This is a genomic window from Paracidovorax wautersii, from assembly GCF_900113035.1.
GTDB lineage: Bacteria > Pseudomonadota > Gammaproteobacteria > Burkholderiales > Burkholderiaceae_C > Paracidovorax > Paracidovorax wautersii.
Genome location: NZ_FONX01000004.1, coordinates 334028 through 359810 on the forward strand (window position 1 = coordinate 334028; position 25783 = coordinate 359810).

Genomic DNA, 25783 nt, shown 5'->3' on the forward strand with positions numbered 1-25783 from the left:
TTCAGGTGGTGATGCGACGCAGCCGAAAGCGGTCGGCCGTTTCTTTGCATGAAAACGGCGGCGTCTCAGGCCGGAACGCACTCTCCCCGGATGTATCATCGCGGTCCCCACGACGAACCCATCGCGTCTGTTCGTCAGTAATTGTTAATAATTATCATTCATTCCCTGCTGACGTTGCCAAAAAACCAGGCGCTCGACTTCGTTTTGGAGAGAGTTGAATGTCGGCAACTTTTTGTGAACTTCAGGGCTCTGCTGCAGTGGCAGAGGTGTTTGTTGAGAACCGGGCCCACCTCTGGAGGGTGGCTCGCAAGATCGTGTCTACCGCCGAGGTGGCGGATGACGTCATGCAGGATGCCTATCTGAGAATCGCGGATGGCTCGTGCGAGCGCAGCGTGGACCGGCCCATGGGCTACTGCTGCCAGGTGGTGCGCAACATGGCGCTGGACTATTGCCGCCGCCTGCGTGTGGAGTCCACCTATCGCTGCTTCGACACCGATGTCGAATTGGTCGATACGCCGGCGCTGTGCACGCCCGACCGCAGGCTGTGCGAGCGGCAGGTCATCGCGGCCATCGAAAGGGCGCTGGCGGCGCTGCCCAAGCGCACGCGGCAGGCTTTCGAGTTCCATCGCATCGAGGGCCTGACCCAGCGCGAGATCGCCAAGCGCCTGGGGTGTGCGCTGGGGCTGGTCAACAGCCTGATCGCGGAGGCGACCGACGCCATCCGCTCCTGCGGCCATCAATTGCTGGATGCCGAACGGCATTGAGCCTGCTGCCGCGCTTGCTGCACGCGCGGTGGCGGTGTCGTTGCGCGGCATCGCAGATGCAGTCCGGCAGGGCTGAACGGCCGGCCTCCTGCAACGTCATGTCAGCAGGAGCGCCGTGATTCGAAAAGGGCCGCGTTCGCCGCCGGGCGCTCCGAGATGTTCAACCACCGGGATATGCGCCTATGTCGATCAGCTGCTTCGATCGGGAGGACGAGACTTTCATCGTGCTCGTCAATCACGAAGACCAATACTCCATCTGGCCTCACTGGAAGGCCGTGCCGGGCGGCTGGCGCGCGGTGGATGGCGTGCGCGGCGACAAGAAGACCGTGCTGGCCTATATCGACAGTGCCTGGACCGACATGCGTCCGCGTTCGCTGCGCGAGTGGATGGATGCGCAGGAGCGGAGCGCGGCGGCCTGATGCCTCACGCGCTGGCTGCCCCGATCACGCTGCTGTGCCTGCCGTGCGCGGGTGCCAGCGCCACCATGTACCTGCGCTGGCGCCGGTTGCTGCCGGCTTCCATCCAACTGGTGCCGCTGGAGCTGCCGGGGCGCGGCGTGCGCATCGCCGAGGCTGCGGTCGAAGACTTCGGCACGCTGGTGGCGCGGCTCTGCGCCGAGAACGCGCATCTTCTGCGAGGCGATTTCGCCTTGTTCGGCCACAGCATGGGTGCCCTGCTGGCCTGCGGCATGGCGCGCCGACTGCAGGCGCTGGGCCGGCCGCTGCCGCGTGCGCTGCTGGTCTCGGCCTGTGCCGCGCCGTCGCAGCGCGGCGTGGACCGCTTCGGGGAGTCGCACGACGACGCTGCGCTGGTGGCTGATCTGCGGCGGCAGGGCGGAACGCCTGAGGCGGTTTTTGCGCACGAAGAGCTGCTGCGGCTCACGCTGGCGCTGCTGCGTGCCGACTACCGCGTTTGCGGCAGCTTCGCGCCCCGCACGGCGGTGCCGATGCCGTTGCCCGTGCATGCCTTTGCCGGGCGTGATGACCCGATCGGCCTGCAGCCCATGCAGGCCTGGTCCGCCGAGACGAGCGAGGCTTTCACGCTCGATGACTTCGGCGGCGGCCACTTCTTCATCCGCAGTGCGGAAGACGCCTTTCTCGCGGCACTCGCGCAGCGCCTCGGGCAGATCGGCGCAGGGGCCCGCCTTGCGCTGCAGGAGCCGGCCTGAGCGCCTTCGCCGGCGCCGCCTGCTGCCATTCATCCCCGTCTGCATTCAACCGGGCGCGCGCCGCGCGTGCGCGCCGCATTCTTCGATAGGAACGACATGCTCGTGACCGAATCCACCGGCCGCCGGCCCGGCAACTTCGTCGCCCACCTGCGCGATCTCGCACTGCGCCGCCCCGATGAGCTCTGGCTCACCGTTGCCGACGACGTCGGCGGCACCTATGCCGAGTTGCCCATCACCTACGCGGTGTTCGAGCGCCGTGTGCGCGCCCTGGCCGCCGTGCTGCAGCAGGACTTCGCGCCCGGCGAGCGGGCGCTCGTCATGCTGGACAACGGAGACCACTACGCCGTCTGCATGCTGGCGTGCTTCTACAGCGGCGTGATCGCCGTGCCCATCTTCCCGCCGGAATCGATGCGGCCGCAGCACCTGGCGCGGCTCATGGGCGTGGCCGCCGATGCGCAGGCCCGGTGCGTGCTCACCTCGGCCGCGCTGGCCGGCGCCATCGCGGACAGCGGCGCGGCCTTCGAAGGCGCGCAGACCATCGCGGTCGATGCGATCGACATTGCCCAGGCCGATGGCTGGCGGCCCTGGGAGCCGGCGGGCGAGGACATCGCTTTCCTGCAGTACACGTCGGGCTCCACCTCCGCGCCCAAGGGCGTGATCGTCACCCATGCCTGCCTGATGGCCAACGAGCTGGCCATGGCGGACCGCTTCGCCATCCGGACCGATTCCCGGTTCGTGACCTGGGCGCCGCTCTATCACGACATGGGCCTGATCTGCGGCCTGCTGCTGCCGCTCTATTGCGGCATCGAGGTGGTGCTGACTTCGCCGCGCTATTTTCTCGAACGGCCGATGCGTTGGCTCGAACTCATCTCGCGCCACCGTGCCACCCATAGTGGCGGCCCCGACTTCGCTTTCCGCCTGTGCCTGGAACGCGTGCGCGACGCGCAGGTCGCAACGCTCGATCTCTCGGCCTGGGAATGCGCCTACACCGGCGCCGAGCCCGTGCGCGCCGATACCGAGCAGGACTTCCTCGCGCGCTTCGCGCCCGCGAGCCTGCGCCCTGGCGCGGCCTTCCCGTGCTATGGCCTGGCCGAAGCCACGCTGTTCGTCACCGCCGCGCCGCAGGGCCAGGGCATGACGGTGCGCGGCTTCGACGCCGAGGCGCTGGCGGCCGGGCGCGGCGTGCCCGATGCCGCAGGCCCCTTGTTCGTGAGCTGCGGCACGGTGCCTTCTGGACATGCGCTGGCCATCGTCGATCCGCAGACCCAGGCCGACGTGGCGCCGGGCGTGATCGGCGAGATCTGGTTCAGCGGCCCTAGCGTGGCCGCCGGCTACTGGCGCAATGAAGAGGCCACGCGGCGGACCTTTGTCGAGCGCGGCGGGCTGCGCTGGCTGCGCACGGGTGACCTGGGCTTTATGTGCGACGCGGGCGAGCTCTACGTCACCGGCCGCATCAAGGACCTGATCATCGTGCGCGGGCACAACATCTACCCGCAGGACGTGGAGCGGACAATCGAGGCCGAGGTGGACGCGGTGCGCAAGAGCCGCGTGGCGGTGTTCGCGGTGCAGGGGCCGGATGGCGAAGGCATCGGCGTCGCTGCCGAGGTCTCGCGCAGCATGCAGAAGCTGGTGCCGCCCGCGGCCCTGGTGGAGGCGCTGAGCGCTGCCGTCAGCGAATCGCTGGGCGAACCCTTGTCGGTGGTCGTGCTGCTCAACCCCGGCGGACTGCCCAAGACCACCAGCGGCAAGCTGCAACGCAGTGCCTGCCGCACAGGCTGGCTCGACCGCAGCGCCGACGCCTATGCCATCTACGAATTCGGCGCCTTCGTGCGCGGCGGCCCTGCGGCGCAGACGCCGGCTGCTGCAGTGGCGCCGGCCGACGAGACCGAGCGCGAGCTGGATGCCATCTGGCGCAGCGTGCTGCGCCGCAGCGGCGACCAGCCCTTGCCGCGTGACGCGCATTTCTTCACCAGCGGCGGCAATTCGCTCTCGGCCACGCAGGCCGCGGCCCGCATCGCGGCGCGCTGGCGCATCACGTTCCCGGTGCGGCTGATGTTCGAGCACCCGCGCCTGCAGGACTGCGCGGCGCTGATCCGCGACCGCGTGGCGCAGGGTACCGCGGCAGCGCCGGCCGCCATGCCCGTGCTGCCGGCTGAAGCACATTCGGCCGGCCTGCCGCTCTCCCACGCGCAGGAGCGCCAGTGGTTCCTTTGGCGCATGGACCCGGCCGGTACGGCCTATCACGTCTGCGCGGCGCTGCACATCGGCGGCCCGCTGGATGGCGATGCGCTTCAGGCCACGCTGAACGGCCTGCGTGCGCGCCACGCATCCTTGCGCACGCGCTTCTCGGCCGACGAACAAGGCTCGGCGCGGCAGTGGATCGGCGCAGACGCGCACCTGCCCCTGACGATCACGGACCTGCGCAGCCTGCCCGCCGCCGAGCGTGAAAAGAGCGTGGACCAGGCCCTGCGCGATGTCGCCGCCCGGCCTTTCGATCTGGCGCATGGCGATCTCGTGCGCGCCGCCTGGCTGCGCCTCACGGACGACGACCAGGTGCTGGTGCTGGCGATGCACCACATCGTGACCGATGGCGCCTCCATGCAGGTGCTGATGGACGAGCTGGCCGCAGGCTATGCCGCCAAGTGCAGCGGCCAGGCCGCCATGCCTTGGGCCCCTCTGCCCGTGGAGTACGCCGACTACGCCGCCTGGCAGCGCGACTGGCTGGCCGCAGGCGAGGGCGCTCGCCAGCTGGCGTGGTGGCGCGAGCAACTGGGAGATGCCCACCCTCGGCTGGAATGGCCCACCGACCGACCGCGCCCGCCGCAGGGCGAGCGCCTGCGCGCCGCGCGCCACGGCTTCGCGCTGCCCGCGCCGCTGCTCGCCGGCCTGCGTGGGACGGCGGCCGAGGCTGGCACGACGCTGTTCGTCACGCTGCTGGCCGGCCTGCAGACGCTGCTGCATCGGCTCACGGGGCAGGGCGACATCCGCATCGGCACGGCCATGGCCAACCGCCATCGGGCGGAGGTCGAGCGTGTGGTGGGCCTTTTCGTCAACACGCTGGTGCTGCCGGGGCGGATCGATAGGCGCATGCCCCTGCGCGACGTGCTCGCCCAGGCCCGCGAGATGGTGCTGGGCGCGCAGGCGCATCAGGACCTGCCTTTCGACCAGCTGGTGCAGGCGCTGCAGCCCGACCGGGGCGCGGGCGAGAACCCGCTGTTCCAGGTCATGCTCAATCATCTGATCGAGGACCACTCCGCGTTCGGCGCCATCGGCGGGCTGGAAGTGCGGCATCAGCCCATGCCCGATCTGCAGGCGCAGTTCGAGCTGGTGCTGGAGGCGCGTGAATCGCTCGACGGCAGCCTGCGGCTGGACCTGATCTATGCGGCTGATCTCTTCACGCCCGAAGCGATGGGCCGTCTGAGCGGCCACTACACGGCCATCCTGCAGGCCCTCGCTGCCACGCCAGAACGTGCCGTGGGCGACGTGGCCCTGCTGAGCGTCTCCGAGCAGGCCCAGCTGGCCGCCTGGTCCATCAACCCCGGGCGCGAACCCGCCTTCGAGCCCATCCACCGCCAGATCGCCCGCCAGAACCCGCAGGCCACCGCGCTGCTCTTCGCCGATGAAGTCTGGACCTACGGCCAGCTCAACCGCCGATCCAGCCAGCTGGCCCACCGGCTGCGGCGTCAGGGCGTGGGCCCGGACACCCTGGTGGGCATCGCCATGCAGCGCTCGCCCGAGCTCATCGTCGGCATCCTCGCCATCCTCAAGGCCGGCGGCGCTTATCTGCCGCTGGACCCGGACCAGCCCGGTGCGCGGCTGGCCGCCATGGCGGCTGGCAGCGGCATCCAGCTGCTGCTGATCCACGAAGCCACCCGGGGACTGGTGCCCGAGCGGGCAGGACTTCAGTCCCTGGATATGGGCGAACTCGACCTGAACGCCGAGCCCGATACCGAACCGGATATCCCCCTGCACGGCGAACACCTCGCCTACGTCATCTACACCTCCGGCTCCACCGGCCAGCCCAAGGGCGCGGCCATCCGCCACCAGGCCCTGCACAGCTGCATGGCCTGGATGCAGCGCAGCTACCGCCTGCAACCGCAAGCCGCAGACACCGTGCTGCACAAGGCCCCCATCGGCTTCGACGTCTCCTGCTGGGAAATCTTCTGGCCCCTGAGCTGCGGCGCACGACTCGTGCTCGCACAGCCCGGCGAGCAGCGCGACCCCGAACGCATCACCCAGCTCATCCGCCGGCACCAGGACACGGAGGCTTTTTCATGCCCAAGCCTGCAGAGGCGACGGGCCGCGTCAGTAGTCGTCGCCGCCGTAGCCCACGGCCAGGTTCTCGAAGCGCGTCTGGTTCTTCTGGAAGAAGAGCTTGACCGTGCCCGTCGGGCCGTTCCGCTGCTTGCCGATGATGACCTCGGCCACGTTGGGCTCCTTGGAGTCCTTGTTGTAGTAGTCGTCGCGGTAGATGAACATGATGATGTCCGCATCCTGCTCGATGGCGCCGGATTCGCGCAGGTCGGACATCATGGGCCGCTTGTCGGTGCGCTGCTCCACCGAGCGGTTGAGCTGCGACAGCGCGATCACCGGGCATTGCAGCTCCTTGGCCAGCATCTTCAGGCCCCGCGAGATCTCGCCCAGTTCGGTGGCGCGGTTGTCGGAGCTGTTCGAGCCCGAGCCGCTCATGAGCTGCAGGTAGTCCACCACGATGAGGCCGAGCTTGCCGCACTGCCGCGCCAGCCGGCGGGCATTGGCCCGCAGTTCCCCGGGCGAGAGGCCCGGCGTTTCGTCGATGTGCAGCGACACGGTGCGCAGGCGCTCGATGGCTTCGGTCAGGCGCGGCCATTCCTCGTCGGTCAGCTTGCCGGTGCGCAGATTGCCCTGGTTCACGCGGCCGATCGAGCCCACGATACGCACCGCGAGCTGGGCCGCGCCCATTTCCATCGAGAAGATGGCCACGGGCAGGCCTTCGTTGAGCGCCACGTGCTCGGCGATGTTCACCGCGAACGAGGTCTTGCCCATGGAGGGACGCGCGGCCAGCACGATCATGTCGCCGGCCTGCAGGCCCGAGGTCATGCGGTCCAGATCGGCGAAGCCTGTGGGCACGCCGGTCACGTCCATGGGGTTGTCGGCCATCTCCTGGACCTGGTCCAGCAGGTCGATCACCAGGGTGTCCAGCGACTGGAAGCCCTGCTTGCTGCGCGAGCCCTCTTCGCCGATGGCGAAGATCTTGGCCTCGGCCTCGTCCAGGATCTTCTCGACCGTCTTGCCCATGGGGTTGAAGGCGTTGGTCGAGATCTCGTCGCTGGCCGTGACCAGCTTGCGCAGGATGGAGCGCTCGCGCACGATCTCCGCGTAGCGGCGGATGTTGCTGGCGCTGGGCACGTACTGCGCCAGGCTGTTGAGGTAGGCGATGCCGCCCACCTCCTCGGCCTTGCCCAGGCTCTGCAGCTCCTCGAAGACCGTGATCACGTCGGCCGGCTTGCTGGCGTTGATCAGCTTGCCGATGGCGGCATAGATCTGCTGGTGCTCGTGCCGGTAGAAGTCGCTGTCCACCAGCAGGTCGCCCACCCGGTCCCAGGCGTTGTTGTCCAGCAGCAGACCACCCAGCACGCTGGATTCCGCCTCGATGGAGTGCGGCGGCACGCGCAGCTTGGCCACTTCCTTGTCGATCGGGTGCGGCAGGGTGAAATCGTCGTCCAGGGGGGGCATCACGGCAGACATGGGAGGAACTCCTTGAGCGTCAGGGACGGCAGCCGCCACGGGCAGCGGCTGGGGACAATGCTGTGGACAAGCCGTTGACAGGCGGTGGATTCAGCAGGCGCCAGAAAACGCAAAAGCCGCCCAGGGGCGGCCTTCGCTGCGCTCTGCATTCTCATGCAGAGTGAGTGGGTGGTCAGGCGGTTTCGCCGTACACCGAGATGGTGACTTCCACGACCACGTCGGTGTGGAGTGCCACGCTGACCGTGCTGTCGCCGACGGTCTTGATCGGGCCGTTGGGCAGGCGGATCTGGGCCTTGACGACCGAGTAGCCTTGCTTGTTCAGCTCTTCGGCGATGTCGTGGTTGGTGACGGAACCGAACAGACGGCCGTCCACGCCAGCCTTTTGCGTCAGCTTGACGGTCGTGCCGCCCAGCTTTTCGCCTTGGGTCTGGGCTTCAGCCAGCTTGGCGGCAGCAGCCTTTTCCAGTTCGGCGCGCTTGGCTTCGAACTCGGCCTTGTTGGCTTCCGTGGCGCGGCGGGCGCGGCCCGACGGGATCAGGAAGTTGCGTGCGTAGCCGTCCTTGACCTTGACGATTTCGCCCAGGTTACCGAGGTTCACGACCTTGTCGAGCAGAATGATTTGCATGGTCGGGCTCCTTAGATCTTGTGCTGGTCGCTGTAGGGCACCAGGGCCAGGAAGCGAGCGCGCTTGATGGCGGTGTTCAGCTGACGCTGGTAGATGGCGCGCGTGCCGGTCAGGCGCGCGGGGATGATCTTGCCGTTTTCGGCGATGAAGTCACGCAGGGTGTCGACATCCTTGTAGTCGATCTCTTCCACGCCAGCGACCGTGAAGCGGCAGAAGCGCTTGCGCTTGAACAGCAGGGACTGGGTGTTGCGCTTCGGGCGCTTGTCTTTGTTGAACTTCTTGAACGTGGCCATTTTCGGACCCCTTGAAAATTAATCTTGTTGAATATCCTGGATGTGGAAGACCAGACCCTTGCCGTTGCGCGGCGTGGCGAGGAAACCCTGGAACTTCCAGCGGCTCCCCAGAGCCTGCCGAGCCAGCCGCTCCGCCAGGGCGCCGAACGCCACGGCCTTCACGGCTGCACGGACCTCACGCTGCGCGCCTGCTTCCTGCTGCTGCGACTCGTGTTCGAGCCGCAAGTCCAGCGCAGGCAATCCGGCCGGCGTGTAGCGCAAGGCTTTCGCCTCGCCGATACAGGCCGTCAGCGCAACGCGGTTTTCCACATCTCCCGGCTTGGAGCTGCCGATCAGCGCGATTCGCGCTCGGCGGCTGCGAATTCAGCCTGGCTGGCCTTGCGCGCTTCTTCGCGCTCGACGGTCTTCATCATGGAAGAAGCGCCGGTTTCGGCCTTCTTCTTCTGGACCGTCAGGTGGCGCAGCACGGCGTCGTTGAACTTGAAGGCGTGCTCCAGTTCAGCCATCACGGCCTGGTCGGCTTCGATGTTCACGCACAGGTAGTGGGCCTTGGCGAGCTTGTTGATCAGGTACGCCAGTTGACGGCGGCCCCAGTCTTCCACGCGGTGGACCTTGCCGCCGCCGGCAGTGATCATGCCCTTGTAGCGCTCCAGCATGGCTGGAACCTGTTCGCTTTGATCCGGGTGGATCAACAAGATGATTTCGTAATGACGCATGCAAACTCCTTCTGGATGACACCACCTGCTGCGTCTCTTGAAGCAGTGTGGCAAGGCAAAGCCGGCGATTATAGCGCGCACCTCCCAGCTTGTACACTCGCAGGCTGACTGGAGGGCCGAGCATGCCGCCCCGGGCACACGCCGGAAGCCGGATTGTGGCAGTGGCGCTTGAAATCCTCCGGTCCGCACCGATCTCCGCGCATATCGTTTCTTTTTCTTCCCCCAACCATCGACCGACATGTCCGACAACCATCCAGCCAACGCCCCTGCGCCCCAGCAGCCCGCGCCCGAAGAAGTCGAAGCCGCGATGGCGGCCCATGCCTCCGATGAACTGAGCCGCCTGCAGAACGAGCTGGCCGAGCTCAAGGCCAAGAGCGCCGACCTGGCCGACCAGTTCCTGCGCGCCAAGGCCGAGGCAGAGAACGCCCGCCGCCGCGCCGAGGAAGAAGTCTCCAAGGCCCGCAAGTTCGGCATCGAGAGCTTCGCCGAGAGCCTGCTGCCGGTGGCCGACAGCCTGGCCGCGGCCCTCGCCATCAAGGACGCGACGCCCGAGCAGCTGCGCGAAGGCTCCGACGCCACGCTGCGCCAGCTCACCGCCGCGCTCGAGCGCAACAAGGTGCTGGCCATCAACCCGGCCGCCGGCGAGAAGTTCGACCCGCACAAGCACCAGGCGATCAGCGTGGTGCCGGCTGAGCAGGAACCCAACACCGTGGTCTCCGTGCTGCAAAAGGGCTACGTGATCGCCGAGCGCGTGCTGCGGCCCGCCCTGGTCACGGTGACGGCGCCCAAGTAAGGCGCAAGGCTCAACGGCCCGCCAAGGCCCGCGCGAGCGGGCCGGCCGCCCGGCCCACCCCGGGCTGGGCCACCCAAATTTTTCTGATGCGCCGGCTTGAACCAGGACAAGTTATCCACAAGTTACGGTCATCCACTTTTTTCAGATTCTGAGGAGAACAACATGGGAAAAATCATCGGTATCGACCTGGGCACCACCAATAGCTGCGTCGCGATCATGGAGGGCAACACGACCCGCGTGATCGAGAACAGCGAAGGTGCCCGCACCACCCCGTCCATCATTGCCTACCAGGAAGACGGCGACATCCTCGTCGGCGCCTCGGCCAAGCGCCAGGCCGTGACCAACCCCAAGAACACGATCTACGCCGCCAAGCGCCTGATCGGCCGCAAGTTCGAGGAAAAGGAAGTCCAGAAGGACATCGACCTGATGCCCTACTCCATCGCCAAGGCCGACAACGGCGACGCCTGGGTGGAAGTGCGCGGCAACAAGCTGGCTCCCCCGCAGATTTCCGCCGAAGTGCTGCGCAAGATGAAGAAGACCGCCGAGGACTACCTGGGCGAGCCGGTGACCGAAGCCGTGATCACGGTGCCGGCCTACTTCAACGACGCCCAGCGCCAGGCCACCAAGGACGCCGGCCGCATCGCGGGCCTGGACGTCAAGCGCATCATCAACGAGCCCACCGCTGCGGCCCTGGCCTTCGGCCTGGACAAGCAGGACAAGGCCGACCGCAAGATCGCCGTGTATGACCTGGGCGGCGGCACGTTCGACGTGTCCATCATCGAGATCGCCGACGTCGATGGCGAAAAGCAGTTCGAAGTGCTGTCCACCAACGGCGACACCTTCCTGGGCGGCGAAGACTTCGACCAGCGCATCATCGACTTCATCATCGCCGAGTTCAAGAAAGAGCAAGGCGTGGACCTGTCCAAGGACGTGCTGGCCCTGCAGCGCCTGAAGGAAGCCGCCGAGAAGGCCAAGATCGAGCTGTCCTCGTCCTCCGCGACCGACATCAACCTGCCCTACATCACGGCCGATGCCTCGGGCCCGAAGCACCTGAACATCAAGCTGACCCGCGCCAAGCTGGAAAGCCTGGTGGACGAGCTGATCGAGCGCACCATCGCTCCCTGCCGCACGGCCATCAAGGACGCCGGCATCAACGTCGCCGACATCAACGACGTGATCCTGGTCGGCGGCATGACCCGCATGCCCAAGGTGCAGGACAAGGTCAAGGAATTCTTCGGCAAGGAACCCCGCAAGGACGTGAACCCTGACGAAGCCGTGGCCGTGGGCGCCGCCATCCAGGGCCAGGTGCTGTCGGGCGACCGCAAGGACGTGCTGCTGCTGGACGTGACCCCGCTGTCGCTGGGCATCGAGACCCTGGGCGGCGTGATGACCAAGATGATCAGCAAGAACACCACGATCCCGACGAAGTTCGCGCAGACCTTCTCGACCGCCGACGACAACCAGCCGGCCGTGACCATCAAGGTGTTCCAGGGCGAACGCGAGATCGCCAGCGCCAACAAGCTGCTGGGCGAGTTCAACCTGGAAGGCATCCCGCCGGCAGGCCGCGGCGTGCCGCAGATCGAGGTGAGCTTCGACATCGATGCCAACGGCATCCTGCACGTGGGCGCCAAGGACAAGGGCACCGGCAAGGAAAACAAGATCACCATCAAGGCGAACTCGGGCCTGTCGGAAGAAGAGATCCAGAAGATGGTCAAGGACGCCGAACTGAACGCGGCCGACGACAAGAAGAAGCTGGAGCTGGTGCAGGCCCGCAACCAGGGCGAGGCTGCCGTCCACAGCGTGACCAAGAGCCTGTCCGAGCACGGCGACAAGCTGGACGCCGGCGAGAAGGAACAGATCGAAGCCGCCGTGAAGGCCCTGGAAGAAGCCCTCAAGGGTGAAGACAAGGCCGCGATCGACGAGAAGACGACCGCGCTGATGTCCGCCAGCCAGAAGCTGGGCGAGAAGATGTACGCCGACGCCCAGGCCGCGCAAGCCGCTGCGGCGGGTGGTGCCGAAGCAGCCGGCGGCCCCTCGGCCGGTGGCGCATCGTCCGCCGGTGCCGCCGCCCACGACGACAACGTGGTGGACGCCGAAGTCAAGGAAGTGAAGAAGGGCTGATCCTCCGCGCGAGCGCAGTGATCCGCTAGCCGCCGCGCCAGGCCCCGCCACAGGGGCCAGCGCGGCGTTCCTGTTCCAACGAGGCTGGAAAAGACATGTCCAAGAGAGACTATTACGAAGTGCTGGGCGTTCCCAAGAACGCCTCGGACGAAGAGATCAAGAAGGCGTATCGCAAGCTGGCGATGAAGCACCACCCTGACCGCAACCAGGGTGAAGCCGCCAAGCCGGCCGAAGAGAAATTCAAGGAGGCCAAGGAGGCCTACGAGATGCTCTCGGACGCGCAAAAGCGCGCGGCCTACGACCAGTACGGCCATGCCGGCGTGGACCCGAACATGCGCGGCCCGGGCGGCGGCGCCGAAGGCTTCGGCGGCTTCGCCGAGGCGTTCGGCGACATCTTCGGCGACATGTTCGGCCAGCAGCGCGGCGGACGCGGCGCGGGCGGCCGGCAGGTCTATCGCGGCAGCGACCTGAGCTACGCGATGGACATCACGCTGGAAGAGGCCGCCAAGGGCAAGGAGGCGCAGATCCGCATCCCGTCGTGGGAGTCGTGCGACACCTGCCACGGCAGCGGCGCCAAGCCGGGCACCAGCGCCAAGACCTGCGGTACCTGCCAGGGCACGGGCACGGTGCAGATGCGCCAGGGCTTCTTCAGCGTGCAGCAGACCTGCCCGCACTGCCGCGGCACGGGCAAGATCATTCCCGAGCCCTGCACCACCTGCCACGGCCAGGGCCGGGTCAAGAAGCAGAAGACGCTGGAAGTGAAGATCCCCGCCGGCATCGACGACGGCATGCGCATCCGCAGCACGGGCAACGGCGAGCCGGGCACCAACGGCGGCCCGCCGGGCGACCTGTACATCGAGATCCGCATCAAGAAGCACGACATCTTCGAGCGCGACGGCGACGACCTGCACTGCCAGGTGCCGGTGAGCTTCATCACCGCCGCGCTGGGCGGCGAGATCGAGGTGCCCACGCTGCAGGGCAAGGCGGCCATCGACATTCCCGAAGGCACCCAGGCCGGCAAGCAGTTCCGCCTGCGCGGCAAGGGCATCAAGGGCGTGCGCTCCAGCTACCCGGGCGACCTGTACTGCCACATCGCGGTCGAAACGCCCGTCAAGCTGACCGAGCACCAGCGCAAGCTGCTGCGCGAGCTGGAGGATTCGCTGAAGAAGGGCGGCGCCAAGCATTCGCCCAGCGGCGAGAGCTGGACCGACCGGCTGAAGAATCTGTTCACTTGAGCGGGCCAGCCCCCGCTTCCCCCGCACAAACCGCTCCGCGCCCCTGGCCCGGGGCGGTTTTTTTTGCCCGGCCAAGGCGGAAAATCGACCTTATTGCTATTCTTTTAATAGCTACATACGCAGGATTAACGGGCGCAAGGCGTCTTTTTGAACCCTGAAAAACGGCAGAACGAGGCAAGCGGGCACCCCATTCCACAACGCCGGCCAGAGCGCAATATCCATCCCATCGCGATGGACGACATCTCGATCCACGATGGCAGGCGGGATTTCCTTGAAAGAAAATACCCTCCTCTTCTCCGAACGAGAAGCGACAACACCCCGCACCCCGATGAAAAGCTCCGAGCGCAGTTTTGCGCGCCGCATCGATCTGACCTCCCTGCAACTGTTCGTGGCCGTCTGCGAGCTGGGCAGCATCGGGCGTGCGGCCGAGCGTGAATTCATCGCAGCCTCAGCCGTGAGCAAGCGGCTCTCGGACCTGGAAACCGCCGTCGATACCGCCCTGCTCTACCGCCACAGCCGGGGCGTCACGCTCACGCCGGCCGGCGAAAGCCTGCTGCACCACGCCCGCACCGTGCTCTTCGGCCTGGAGCGCATGCAGGGCGAACTCAGCGAATACGCGGACGGCGTGCGCGGCCATGTGCGCATGCACTCCAACATCTCGGCCATCGTGCAGTTCCTGCCCGAAGACCTGGGCGCCTTCTCGCGCCTGCACGGCCAGATCAAGATCGACCTGCAGGAGCACCTGAGCCCCGCCGTGCTGCACGCCGTGCGCGAAGGCGCGGCCGACCTGGGCGTGTGCCACACGGGCGCCGCCGCCGGCACGGCCGACGGCCTGCAGATGCGCCCCTACCGCAGCGACCGGCTGGTGGTGGTCGTGCCCCACGGCCATCCGCTGGCCGCGCGCGAGGCCGTGGCCTTCGGCGAGGTGCTGGACTGGGACATCGTCGGCCTGCACGGCGGCAGCAGCATCAGCTTGGCGATGCGCCAGGCCGCCGCCCATGCCGCGCGCCCGCTGCGCCAGCGCATCCAGGTCACCGGGCTGGACGCCATGTGCCGCATGATCGACAACGGCCTGGGCGTGGGCCTGCTGCCCGACCGGGCCTTCACCCTGATGCAGGGCGTGGGCCGGCTGCAGTCCGTGCCGCTTCATGAGCCCTGGGCCGAGCGCCAGCTGCAGCTGGTGGCGCGCGATTTCGACGCCCTGCCCGTCACCGCCCGGCTGCTGGCCGAGCACCTGACCGCGCTGCAACAACTGGCAACCCAACCGTCCGGCGGCGCGGCCGGTGCGCTCCTAGAATCCGCACCGACCGGCCCGTAGGCCCCCGCTTTCCTTTCCGTTTCCTCCCCCTTCCCCACGCCAAGAAAAGAGACCGCCATGGGACGCACCCTGTACGACAAGATCTGGGACGAGCACGTCGTCCACACCGAAGAGGACGGCACCGCCATCCTCTACATCGACCGCCACCTGGTGCACGAAGTGACCAGCCCCCAGGCGTTCGAAGGCATCCGCCAGGCCGGCCGCAAGGTCTGGCGCGTGAGCTCCATCGTCGCCACGGCCGACCACAACACGCCCACCACCGGCTGGGAGCGGGGCTATGACGGCATCGCCGACCCCATCAGCAAGGAACAGATCACCACGCTGGACAAGAACATCGCCGAAGTGGGCGCCGCCGCCTTCTTCCCGTTCCTGAGCAAGCGGCAAGGCATCGTCCACGTGATCGGCCCCGAGAACGGCGCCACCCTGCCCGGCATGACCGTGGTCTGCGGCGACAGCCACACCAGCACGCACGGCGCGTTCGGCGCGCTGGCGCACGGCATCGGCACCAGCGAAGTCGAGCACGTGATGGCCACCCAGACCCTGCTGGCCAAGAAGGCCAAGAACATGCTGATCCGCGTGGACGGCCAGGTCGCGCCCGGCGTGACGGCCAAGGACATCGTGCTGGCCATCATCGGCAAGATCGGCACGGCCGGCGGCACGGGCTACACCATCGAATTCGCAGGCCCCGCCATCCGCGCGCTCAGCATGGAAGGCCGCATGACGGTCTGCAACATGGCCATCGAGGCCGGCGCCCGCGCCGGGCTGGTGGGGGTGGACGACAAGACCATCGACTACGTCAAGGGCCGCCCGCTCTCGCCCACCGGCGTGGAATGGGACCAGGCCGTGGCCTACTGGAAGACGCTGCACTCCGATGCCGACGCGCAGTTCGACACCGTGGTCACGCTCAACGGCGCCGACATCGTGCCGCAGGTCACCTGGGGCACCTCGCCCGAGATGGTGCTGGGCGTGGATGCCATCGTGCCCGACCCCGACAAGGAAAAGGACCCGAACAAGCGCGGCGCCATCGAGCGCGCGCTGACCTACATGGCCCTGGAACCCGGCAAGCCGCTGGCCGACATCTTCGTGGACAAGGTCTTCATCGGCAGCTGCACCAACAGCCGCATCGAAGACATGCGCGAAGCCGCCGCCGTAGTGAAGAAGCTCGGCCAGAAAGTGGCCAAGAACATCAAGGTCGCGATGGTCGTGCCCGGCTCGGGCCTGGTGAAGGAACAGGCCGAGCGCGAAGGCCTGGACCTGGTCTTCAAGGCCGCAGGCTTCGAGTGGCGCGAGCCCGGCTGCTCCATGTGCCTGGCCATGAACGCCGACCGCCTGGAGCCCGGCGAGCGCTGCGCCTCCACCAGCAACCGCAACTTCGAAGGCCGCCAGGGCGCGGGCGGGCGCACCCACCTGGTCAGCCCCGCCATGGCCGCCGCAGCGGCCGTGCACGGGCACTTCGTGGACATCCGCAAGTTCGCCTGAACGCCAGCCACCACCCGCAGGAATCCGCCGTGAAGACCTTCACCGCCTTGTTCGCGCTGGCCCTGGCCACGCTGCTGGCCGGCTGCAACACCGTCAAGGGCATGGGCCAGGACGTGCAGCGCGCCGGCAGCGCCATCGAGCGCGCCGCCAAGTAATCCGATCCGAACCGAACCGCAACGGACACCCGCCATGCAGAAATTCACCCTCCACAAAGGCCTCGTGGCCCCCATGGACCGCGAGAACGTCGATACCGACGCCATCATCCCCAAGCAGTTCCTCAAGTCGATCAAGAAGACCGGCTTCGGCCCCAACCTGTTCGACGAATGGCGCTACCTGGACCAGCCCGGCCAGCCCGGCGTGCCGGAATCGGCCCGCAAGCCCAACCCGGACTTCGTGCTGAACCAACCGCGCTACGCGGGCGCCTCCATCCTGCTGGCGCGCAAGAACTTCGGCTGCGGCTCCAGCCGCGAGCACGCGCCCTGGGCGCTGGACCAGTACGGCTTTCGCGCCATCATCGCGCCGAGCTTCGCCGACATCTTCTTCAACAACAGCTTCAAGAACGGCCTGCTGCCCATCGTGCTGCCCGAGGCCACGGTCTCCGAGCTGTTCGACGCGGTGCACGCCTTCCCCGGCTACGAGCTGACGGTGGACCTGGAGCGCCAGGTCATCGTGCGCCCGCAGGGCGAGGAGATCCCGTTCGAGGTGAACGCCTTCCGCAAGTACTGCCTGCTCAACGGCTTCGACGACATCGGCCTCACCCTGCGCCAGTCCGAGAAGATCAAGGCCTTCGAGGCCGAGCGCCTGGCCACCAAGCCCTGGCTGGCCCACACCATGGCGAGCTGACGCGGACACAACGGCAATCCACAGGCCAAACCGGCCCTGAGCGCCCGCCAGATGGGCGCAACCAGCTATAGAAAGAGAAGCAAAGCATGAAAATCGCAGTTCTGCCGGGCGACGGCATCGGCACCGAAATCGTGGCGGAGGCCGTCAAGGTGCTCGAAGCGCTCGACCTGCCCTTCGAGATGGAATCCGCCCTGGTCGGCGGCGCCGCCTACGAGGCCCACGGCCACCCGCTGCCCGAATCGACCCTGAAGCTCGCCCAGCAGTCCGACGCCATCCTGTTCGGCGCCGTGGGCGACTGGAAGTACGACAAGCTCGACCGCCCGCTGCGCCCCGAGCAGGCCATCCTGGGCCTGCGCAAGCACCTGGGCCTCTTCGCCAACTTCCGCCCCGCCATCTGCTACGAGCAGCTGGTGGGCGCCTCCAGCCTCAAGCCGGAGCTGATCGCGGGCCTGGACATCCTCATCATCCGCGAGCTGACGGGCGACATCTACTTCGGCCAGCCACGCGGCCGCCGCACGGCCGTGGACGGCCACTTCCCCGGCGCCGAGGAAGCCTTCGACACCATGCGCTACAGCCGCCCGGAGATCGAACGCATCGCCCACGTCGCCTTCCAGGCCGCGCGCAAGCGCAGCAAGAAGGTCACCAGCGTGGACAAGGCCAACGTGCTGGAGACCTTCCAGTTCTGGAAGGACGTAGTCACCGACGTGCACAAGGAATACCCCGACGTGGAGCTGGAGCACATGTACGTGGACAACGCCGCCATGCAGCTGGTCAAGAAGCCCAAGGCCTTCGACGTGGTGGTGACGGGCAACATGTTCGGCGACATCCTCTCGGACGAAGCCTCCATGCTCACCGGCTCCATCGGCATGCTGCCCTCGGCCAGCCTGAACGCGAAGAACCAGGGCCTCTACGAGCCCAGCCACGGCAGCGCGCCCGACATCGCCGGCAAGGGCGTGGCCAACCCGCTGGCCACCATCCTCAGCGCCGCGATGATGCTGCGCTTCAGCCTGAACCAGGAAGCCGCCGCCCAGCGCATCGAAGCCGCCGTGCAGAAGGTGCTGCAGCAAGGCCTGCGCACGCCCGACATCTGGAGCGAAGGCACGACCAAGGTCGGCACCGCGCAGATGGGCGACGCCGTGGTGAAGGCGCTGGCCGCCTGAGGCCAACGCTCCGCACTCCGCTTCTTGAAGACCGGCGCCCCGCCGGTCCACCACACGACGAGACGGCCCTTCGGGGCCGTTTTTCATTTCCGCCAGGCGGAGCACGCCGCGAAGTCCGCCAAGGGCTGGGCGGCTGGAGCGCGTGTCCATGAAGCGACAGGCCAACGACAGGTGGCCCGCAGAAATTTACATCCTTGAGGCTACATGTTACATTTTGCGTATTCATAGCAATTAGCTATTGAAACCACAATGTCAAAAACTTTTACCAAAACAACCCGGCTTGCCGCATGGTTCTGCCTGCCGCTGGTGTCGGGCATGGTGGCAGCACAACCCGCCCCCATGGCGGGCCTGCGCTTCATCGACCACCGGCAGCAGCCACTCACTGCGCAGACGCTGCGCGGCAAGCCGGTGCTGCTGCACTTCGTCTTCACGGGCTGCTCGTCCACCTGCCCGCCGCAAATACACGAACTGGTCGCAATGCGCGCCGCGTTGCCGGCGAGCGCCCGGGCGCAGCTGCAACTGGTGTCGGTCACGGTCGATCCGCTGGCCGACACCCCGCAGGCGCTGGCCCGCTTCGCCGCACGCCTGGGCGCCGACCAGCCCGGCTGGCGCTTCGTGACGGGCGCGCCCGCGCAGGTGCAACAGTTCACAGACCGCATGGCGGCGTTCGACCTGCGCCGCACGCCGCAACCCACGCCCGCCGATCACCGCACCGCCCTGTGGCTTTACGACGCCAGCGGAGCACTAGTGCAGCGCTACGGCGGCTGGCCGGTCGATCACGCCCGGCTGGTCGCGGAAATCACGCAGCTCGCCCAGGCCCGGCAGACCGCTTCCGGCCCGCGGCACCCTCATAACGACATCCCTCACGCAGCCGCCACCACCGCGGCCGCATCCCTGCCATGACCGCCTCCCCATCCTCTCTCTTGCGCAGCCGTGCCCGCTGGGCGGCAGCAAGCCTGTCGGCACTGCTGCTCGCCGCCTGCGGGGGCGGCGGCGACGATGCGGCGTCTCCGGGCATGAGAGCCAAGGCCGACGCTGCGGCGCTGGCCGTGCCGATCGCCGAAGTGCAGGACACGCTGCTGCAGAACCTGGACATCCCCGCCGACGCGCCCACGCGTGGCATGTGGTCGAAGACGCAGGACTGGCCCATGAACGGCCTGCACGCGGCGCTGCTGCCCGATGGCCGCGTGCTGACCTACGGCACGCCCCAGGGCCGCGCCGACCTGCAGGACGGCAGGACCTCCGACGTGTGGAACCCCGCGCTGGGCTTCGCACCCGCCAGCCACACCACCAGCTTCGACGCCGACCGCGTCAACAGCTTCTGCGGGGCCGCTGCCTGGCGGCCCGACGGCACGCTCATGGTCACGGGCGGCAATTCCCCGCTGGACACCTCGCTCTTCGCCCCGGCCAGCGGCGCCGGCACGGCCGACCGCTTCCAGCTGGCCGACCAGCGCTGGTACGGCACCATGCTGGCCCTGCCCGACGGACGCCAGGTCATGCTGGGCGGCATGGACCCGTACGCCGAGGACATGCAGAACAACCCCGATGCCGCCATCGCCAACGGCACGATCTCGATGACGCCCGAGATCTACACCCAGGGTACGGGCTGGCGCAGCCTGACGGGCGCGCGCAGCCGCGATGCGTTCGGCCCCGACTATCTGCGCGGCTCCTACCCGCGCGCCTGGGTCATGCCCAGCGGGCTGGTGGCCGGCATCTCGGCCGAGCGCCTGTGGGCCCTGGACGTCAACGCCAACAACGGCGCGGGCCAGGTGACGGTCTATGGCGCCTTCAAGAGCGCGCCCTCGGCCAGGGTGCCGGTCAACGTCGGCGCCACCAGCAGCGCCGCGATGTTCGCGCCCGGCAAGGTGCTGCAGGCCGGCGGCAACGGCGGCTACAACGGCGACGCCCTGCCCGCGAGCAACAAGGCCACGGTGGTGGACTTCACCGGCGGCAAGCCCGTGGTGAAGGAAACGGCGGCCATGGCCTATGCGCGGCGCTTCCCCAACCTGACCGTGCTGCCCGACGGCAACGTGGTCGCCACGGGCGGCACGCGCTACGGCAACAACGGCGGCGGCGATGCCGTCTTCGCCGCCGAGATCTGGAAGCCCGCCAGCGGTGCCTGGACCCTGGCCGCCAGCGCCGCCCAGGTGCGCGTGTACCACTCCGCCGCGCTGCTCCTGCCCAACGGCACGGTGCTGTCCACCGGCGGCGGCGCGCCCGGGCCGGTGAACAACCTCAACGCGGAAGTCTTCTATCCGCCCTACCTCTTCCAGGCCGCCAACGGCGCCGCGCGGCTCGCGCCGCGCCCCGTGGTCACGGCCGTCAGCGCCACCAGCTTCGGCTGGGGCGCCACCGCGCTGGCCGACGTCAAGGACGGCGCCGCCGTGGCCCGCGTGACGCTGACCGCGAGCGGCATGGTCACCCATGCGTTCAACAGCACCCAGCGCTTCCAGGAACTGAGCTTCACGCGCGACGGCAACCGCCTGTCCATCGCGCTGCCCGCCAACGCCAACCTGGCGCCCCCCGGCTACTACCAGCTGGCGGTGCTCGACGCGCAAGGCGTACCTTCGCGGGCGGTCACCATCGCCATCGGCATGAACGGCGTGCCCACGCTCACGCCCGGCTCGACGCAAGTGTTCGACGCGATGGGCGCCGCGCAAGGCCAGGCCATCGCCACCGGTGCCGGCCAGCTCGGCGTGCTGGCGGCGGCCCCCGCGGCAGCGCCCGACAACACGCGCTTCATCGTGCGCCAGGGGCTGGCCGACGCGGCCTGCCTGTCGCTCGAATCGTTGGCCGTGCCGGGCCAGTACCTGCGCCACCAGAACTTCCGGCTGCGCCTGAGCCCCGACGATGGCGCGGCGCTCACCCGGGCCGACGCCACCTTCTGCCCCGAAGCCGGCCTGGCAGGCAGCGGCATTACGCTGCGCCCGAAGAACTTTCCCGGCTCCGTGCTGCGCCATCGCAATGGCGAGCTGTGGGTGGACCCGCAGGGCAACGACGCCGGCTTCATCACCAGCGCGAGCTTCCAGCCACGCCGCATGGAGGCCGGGGACGGCACGGGCGCCCGCGTCGCGGCCTCGACCGGCCAGGTCCCCGCCATCGCAGCCAACGGCACCGCCCGCTACAACCCGGGCCTGGATGCATCGGGCCTGAGCTTTAGCTGGGATTTCGGCGATGGCACGGCGCCCACCGCCTTCTCCAACACCAGCGCCATCGACCATGGCTTCGGCGCGCCGGGCCTGTACACGGTCACGCTGACCACCCGCGACGCCACGGGCCGCACCAGCGCCCAGACCTTCATGCAGGCCGTTTATGGCGCGCCCACCGCGAACGCGCCGCGCGCCTCCAGCGCCCTGCTGCTGGAAAGCCGCGGCGGCGGCCAGCGCCTCTGGGCGGCCAACCCCGACACCGACACGGTCAGCCTGTTCGACACCGACGCCCGCACGCGCACGGCCGAAATCGCCGTGGGCCGCTCGCCCCGCAGCCTCGCGCTGGCGCCCGACGGCCGGCTGTGGGTGGTCAACAAGGCCGACGCTTCCGTCAGCGTCATCGACACCGCTGCGCCCGCCGTGGTGCAGACCATCGCCCTGCCGCCCGCATCGCAGCCGCACGGGCTGGTGTTCGCCCAGGGCGGCAGCGCCTACCTCGCGCTGGAAGCCTCCGGCCAGGTGCTGAAGCTCGATGCGGCCAGCGGCACCGTGCAGGGCCAGCTGGCCGTGGGCAGCAGCCCGCGGCATCTGTCCCTCACCGGCGACGGCGCCACGCTGCTGGTGTCGCGCTTCATCACGCCGCCGCAGCCCGGCGAATCCACCGCGCGGGTGGATGCTGGCGCGGCCGGCGGCGTGGTGGCGGTGGTCGATACCGCGCGCTTCGCGGTGGCCCGCAGCATCACGCTGCGCCACAGCGACAAGACCGACACAGAGATCGGCGGCGCCGGCGTGCCCAACTACCTGGGCGCGGCCGTGATCTCGCCCGACGGCACGACGGCCTGGGTGCCGTCCAAGCAGGACAACATCCTGCGCGGCGGTCTGCGCAACGGCAGCCCCCTCAACTTCGAGAACACCGTGCGCGCGATCAGCTCAAAGATCGATCTATCGCAGCAGGCCGAGGTCTATGCCGCCCGCATCGACCACGACAACGCCAGCCTGGCCAGCGCCGCCGTGTACGACGCCACGGGCTCCTACCTCTTCGTGGCGCTGGAAACCGCCCGCCAGGTGGAGGTGGCCGACGCCCGCACCGGCGCGCGCCTCTTCCGCATCGAGGTCGGCCTCGCCCCGCAGGCCCTGGCCGTGTCGGCGGACAACCAGCGCCTCTACGTGCAGAACTTCATGGGCCGCAGCATCGGCGTGATCGACCTCGCGCCGCTCACGCGCTACGGCCAGCCGCGCGCGAACCCGCTGGGCACCATGGCCGCCATCGGCAACGAAAAGCTCTCGGCCCAGGTGCTGCGCGGCAAGCAGCTCTTCTACGACGCACGCGATACCCGGCTGGCGCGCGATGCCTACATGAGCTGCGCCAGCTGCCACAACGACGGCGGCCACGACGGCCGCACCTGGGATCTGAGCAGCCTGGGCGAAGGCCTGCGCAACACCAGCACCCTGCACGGCCACGCCCGCCAGGGCCAAGGCCTGCTGCACTGGAGCGGCAACTTCGACGAGGTGCAGGACTTCGAGGCGCAGATCCGCCTGCTGGCCGGCGGCTCCGGCCTCATGAGCGATGCCGACTTCAACACCGGCACCCGCAGCCAGCCCCTGGGCGACAAGAAGGCCGGCATCAGCGCCGATCTCGACGCACTGGCCGCGTACGTGAACTCGCTGGCCACGGCAGACACCAGCCCGGAGCGCAACGCCGATGGCACGCTGACCGCCGCCGCCCTCGCCGGCCAGGCCGTGTTCAACGCGGCCAACTGCGCCAGCTGCCATGGCGGAACCGGCTTCGGCTCCAGCAGCCTCGCAGGCGGCATGCGCAATGTCGGCACGCTCAAGGCCGCCAGCGGCAACCGGCTGGGCGCGCCCCTGGCCGGGCTCAACGTGCCCACGCTGCGCGGCGTCTGGGCCACCGGCCCCTGGCTGCACGACGGCAGCGCCCCCACGCTGCAGGCCGCCGTGGCGGCGCATGCCGGCAATGCGGTGGGCGGCACCGATCTGGACAATCTGGCGGCCTACCTGCGCAGCATCGATGCCCGCGACCCGGCCCCGCCCCGCACGCTGCCCAACGGCGTGTACCGGCTGGTGGCCCAGCACAGCAACCAGGTGCTGGCCGTGGACGGCGCCAACACGGCGGCGGGCACGGGCGCGCTGCAGTGGCCCTTCTCGGGCACCGACGACCAGCGCTGGCAGCTCGCCCGCCAGGGCGACGGCAGCTACACCCTGAGCCCGCAGCACAGCGGCCAGATGCTGGAAGTGGTCGGCTGCGGCGCGGGCGACGGCGCCAGGGCCCAGCAGGCCGCAGCCAGCGGCACGGCCTGCCAGCGCTGGAAGCTCGATCCGCTGGCCGATGGCAGCTTCAGGGTCACGAACCAGCAAAGCGGCAAGGTGCTCGACGTGGCCGGCATCTCCATGGCCGCTGGTGCGGCAGTGCATCAATGGACCTGGATGGACGGCCTCAACCAGCACTGGCGCATCGAGCCCGTGAGCCCGAACGGCATCCCGGCCGGCATCTTCACGCTGGCGGCCCAGCACAGCGGCAAGGTGCTCGACGTGGCGGGCGCCTCGGCCGCAGCGGGCGCCGCCGTCTTCCAGTGGCCCGACTGGGGCGGCGCCAACCAGCGCTGGATCGTGACGCCCACGGCCGAAGGCTTCTTCACCCTGGCCCCCACGCACCAGCCCGGCATGCGCCTGCAAGCCCAGGGCGGCGGCCTGGACGATGGCGTGCCGACGGTGCAGGCGCTGGCCAACCTGAGCGCGGCGCAGAACTGGGCCTTCCAGCGCCAGGCAGACGGCAGCTACGTCCTGACCAACGTCAACAGTGGCAAGGTGCTGGACGTGCGCGGCGTTTCCCAGGCCGATGGCGCCGTCGCCCACCAGTGGACGCGCCTGGACGCGCCCAACCAGCGCTGGAAACTGGGCCGATGACGCGCGCAGCGAGGCGGAGCCCAGGCCCCGCCTCGCTATAATCCGCACCCATGTTTGCCGCCCGCTCGTTCACCCTGAACTTCGCCACCGCCGCCCTGGCTGGCGGGGCCGTGCGCGCAATCACCACCAAAACCACGACCATTAAGGGCTGATCCAGCTCCGGTATCGTCGTGCGCCCCTCCTGGCCCAGACGAGCCGGGCAGGAACAGTCCCCGGTCGGGCATTGTTTCTTCGTAACTGAGTAGGGGTGTTGAAAATGAGCAAGTTGGTAGGTCTGGTCGGCTGGCGCGGCATGGTCGGCTCTGTTCTCATGGATCGCATGCAGGCCGAAGGCGACTTCGCGCTGATCGAGCCCATGTTCTTCTCCACGTCCAACGCCGGCGGCAAGGCCCCCGCACAGGCGAAGAACGAAACCACGCTGCAGGACGCCTTCGACATCGAAGCCCTCAAGCGCTGCGACATCATCCTCACCGCCCAGGGCGGCGACTACACCACCGAAGTCTTCCCCAAGCTGCGCGCTGCCGGCTGGAACGGCCACTGGATCGACGCCGCTTCCACCCTGCGCATGAATGACGACGCCGTCATCGTGCTCGACCCGGTCAACATGCCCGTCATCAAGGACGCGCTGGCCAAGGGCGGCAAGAACTGGGTCGGCGGCAACTGCACCGTCAGCTGCATGCTGATGGGCGTGGGCGCGCTCTACAAGGCCGGCCTGGTCGAGTGGATGAGCACCCAGACCTACCAGGCGGCCAGCGGCGGCGGCGCGCAGCACATGCGCGAGCTGCTCACGCAATACGGCACGCTCAACGCCGAAGTGCGCGCCCTGCTGGACGACCCCAAGAGCGCGATCCTGGAGATCGACCGCAAGGTCATCGCCAAGCAGCGCAGCCTCTCGGCCAGCGAAACCGCCAACTTCGGCGTGCCCCTGGGCGGCAGCCTGATCCCCTGGATCGACAAGGACCTGGGCAACGGCATGTCCAAGGAAGAGTGGAAGGGCATGGCCGAGACCAACAAGATCCTCGGCCAGGGCGAAGGCTTCGGCTCGCAGGCCGTGCCGGTCGATGGCTTCTGCGTGCGCGTGGGCGCCATGCGCTGCCACAGCCAGGCGCTGACCTTCAAGCTGAAGAAGGCCGTGCCCGTGGCCGATATCGAAGCCATGATCGCCGCCGACAACGAATGGGTGAAGGTCGTGCCCAACACGCGCGAAGCCACGCTCAAGGACCTCACGCCCGTGGCCGTCACCGGCACCATGACCATCCCGGTCGGCCGCATCCGCGAACTGGCGATGGGCCCCGAGTACATCGGCGCCTTCACCATCGGCGACCAGCTGCTGTGGGGCGCTGCCGAGCCGCTGCGCCGCATGCTGCGCATCCTGCTGGACGCCTGATGGCCGCGCCCGCCCTGCCGCCGCAGCACTGCGCGCCGCAGGGCACCAGGGGCCCGGAGGCAGGCCGGGCAGGCAGGGCG

General features: G+C 68.4%; 20 protein-coding genes and 1 pseudogene. 15 read left to right on the forward strand and 6 right to left on the reverse strand.

Features of this window, described 5'->3' with window-relative positions:
- The first annotated feature begins 218 nt into the window (after positions 1 to 218).
- The 3 genes from BM070_RS08580 (at position 219) to BM070_RS08590 (ending at position 1932) form a co-directional block, all read left to right on the forward strand.
- Positions 219 to 764, forward strand: coding sequence for a sigma-70 family RNA polymerase sigma factor (locus BM070_RS08580; RefSeq protein ID WP_092939169.1), 546 nt, complete (start codon positions 219 to 221; stop codon positions 762 to 764).
- 182 nt (positions 765 to 946) lie between these two features.
- A complete protein-coding gene (locus BM070_RS08585) occupies positions 947 to 1183 on the forward strand; it encodes an MbtH family protein (protein WP_092939170.1) in 237 nt (78 codons plus the stop codon).
- Entirely contained in the window at positions 1183 to 1932 is a 750-nt protein-coding gene (locus BM070_RS08590; RefSeq protein WP_245785152.1) for a thioesterase II family protein, read from the forward strand. The genes BM070_RS08585 and BM070_RS08590 overlap by 1 nt, the downstream gene beginning before the upstream one ends.
- A gap of 45 nt (positions 1933 to 1977) precedes the next feature.
- Here the strand turns inward: BM070_RS08590 and BM070_RS25105 are convergent, their stop codons facing one another.
- On the reverse strand, positions 1978 to 2271 hold the full coding sequence (locus BM070_RS25105) for a hypothetical protein (protein WP_245785160.1): 294 nt from the start codon (positions 2269 to 2271) through the stop codon (positions 1978 to 1980).
- On the opposite strand from BM070_RS25105, the pseudogene BM070_RS08595 reads away from it, so the two are divergent.
- A pseudogene (locus BM070_RS08595) lies at positions 2209 to 6216 on the forward strand (AMP-binding protein); the annotation flags it as partial. The gene BM070_RS25105 and the pseudogene BM070_RS08595 sit on opposite strands and share 63 nt — an antisense overlap.
- Positions 6217 to 6237: 21 nt before the next feature.
- On the opposite strand, the gene dnaB reads toward BM070_RS08595, so the two are convergent.
- The 5 genes from dnaB to rpsF form a co-directional block, all read right to left on the reverse strand.
- Complete coding sequence (dnaB, locus tag BM070_RS08600) at positions 6238 to 7659, reverse strand: replicative DNA helicase (RefSeq protein WP_092939252.1); 1422 nt, start codon at positions 7657 to 7659, stop codon at positions 6238 to 6240.
- Between the two features lie 172 nt (positions 7660 to 7831).
- Positions 7832 to 8284, reverse strand: coding sequence for a 50S ribosomal protein L9 (gene rplI, locus BM070_RS08605; protein WP_092939171.1), 453 nt, complete (start codon positions 8282 to 8284; stop codon positions 7832 to 7834).
- A gap of 11 nt (positions 8285 to 8295) precedes the next feature.
- Entirely contained in the window at positions 8296 to 8577 is a 282-nt protein-coding gene (gene rpsR / locus BM070_RS08610) for a 30S ribosomal protein S18 (RefSeq protein ID WP_011794373.1), read from the reverse strand.
- Positions 8578 to 8595: 18 nt separating this feature from the next.
- Entirely contained in the window at positions 8596 to 8886 is a 291-nt protein-coding gene (gene priB / locus BM070_RS08615; protein WP_092939172.1) for a primosomal replication protein N, read from the reverse strand.
- Between the two features lie 23 nt (positions 8887 to 8909).
- Positions 8910 to 9293 (reverse strand): 30S ribosomal protein S6, encoded by a 384-nt coding sequence (gene rpsF, locus BM070_RS08620; protein ID WP_092939173.1) that lies wholly within the window; start codon positions 9291 to 9293, stop codon positions 8910 to 8912.
- Positions 9294 to 9531: 238 nt separating this feature from the next.
- Between rpsF and grpE the strand changes: the two genes are divergently transcribed.
- The 11 genes from grpE (at position 9532) to asd (ending at position 25703) form a co-directional block, all read left to right on the forward strand.
- Positions 9532 to 10086 (forward strand): nucleotide exchange factor GrpE, encoded by a 555-nt coding sequence (gene grpE / locus BM070_RS08625; RefSeq protein WP_092939174.1) that lies wholly within the window; start codon positions 9532 to 9534, stop codon positions 10084 to 10086.
- A gap of 162 nt (positions 10087 to 10248) precedes the next feature.
- Positions 10249 to 12207 (forward strand): molecular chaperone DnaK, encoded by a 1959-nt coding sequence (dnaK, locus tag BM070_RS08630; RefSeq protein WP_092939175.1) that lies wholly within the window; start codon positions 10249 to 10251, stop codon positions 12205 to 12207.
- A 95-nt stretch (positions 12208 to 12302) separates the two neighbouring features.
- A complete protein-coding gene (dnaJ, locus tag BM070_RS08635; protein WP_092939176.1) occupies positions 12303 to 13442 on the forward strand; it encodes a molecular chaperone DnaJ in 1140 nt (379 codons plus the stop codon).
- A 328-nt stretch (positions 13443 to 13770) separates the two neighbouring features.
- Positions 13771 to 14760, forward strand: a complete 990-nt coding sequence (locus BM070_RS08640) for a LysR family transcriptional regulator (protein WP_092939177.1) — start codon at positions 13771 to 13773, stop codon at positions 14758 to 14760.
- Positions 14761 to 14817: 57 nt separating this feature from the next.
- On the forward strand, positions 14818 to 16239 hold the full coding sequence (gene leuC, locus BM070_RS08645; protein ID WP_092939178.1) for a 3-isopropylmalate dehydratase large subunit: 1422 nt from the start codon (positions 14818 to 14820) through the stop codon (positions 16237 to 16239).
- 29 nt (positions 16240 to 16268) lie between these two features.
- Positions 16269 to 16394 (forward strand): entericidin A/B family lipoprotein, encoded by a 126-nt coding sequence (locus tag BM070_RS08650; RefSeq protein ID WP_092939179.1) that lies wholly within the window; start codon positions 16269 to 16271, stop codon positions 16392 to 16394.
- Positions 16395 to 16428: 34 nt separating this feature from the next.
- Complete coding sequence (gene leuD / locus BM070_RS08655; RefSeq protein WP_092939180.1) at positions 16429 to 17082, forward strand: 3-isopropylmalate dehydratase small subunit; 654 nt, start codon at positions 16429 to 16431, stop codon at positions 17080 to 17082.
- Between the two features lie 86 nt (positions 17083 to 17168).
- A complete protein-coding gene (gene leuB / locus BM070_RS08660; RefSeq protein WP_092939181.1) occupies positions 17169 to 18242 on the forward strand; it encodes a 3-isopropylmalate dehydrogenase in 1074 nt (357 codons plus the stop codon).
- A gap of 249 nt (positions 18243 to 18491) precedes the next feature.
- Positions 18492 to 19145, forward strand: coding sequence for an SCO family protein (locus tag BM070_RS08665; protein WP_092939182.1), 654 nt, complete (start codon positions 18492 to 18494; stop codon positions 19143 to 19145).
- Positions 19142 to 24316: an RICIN domain-containing protein gene (locus BM070_RS08670; protein ID WP_092939183.1), complete on the forward strand. Its 5175-nt coding sequence runs from the start codon at positions 19142 to 19144 to the stop codon at positions 24314 to 24316. The genes BM070_RS08665 and BM070_RS08670 overlap by 4 nt, the downstream gene beginning before the upstream one ends.
- Positions 24317 to 24572: 256 nt before the next feature.
- Positions 24573 to 25703, forward strand: a complete 1131-nt coding sequence (gene asd / locus BM070_RS08675) for an aspartate-semialdehyde dehydrogenase (RefSeq protein ID WP_092939184.1) — start codon at positions 24573 to 24575, stop codon at positions 25701 to 25703.
- The last annotated feature ends 80 nt before the right edge of the window (positions 25704 to 25783 follow it).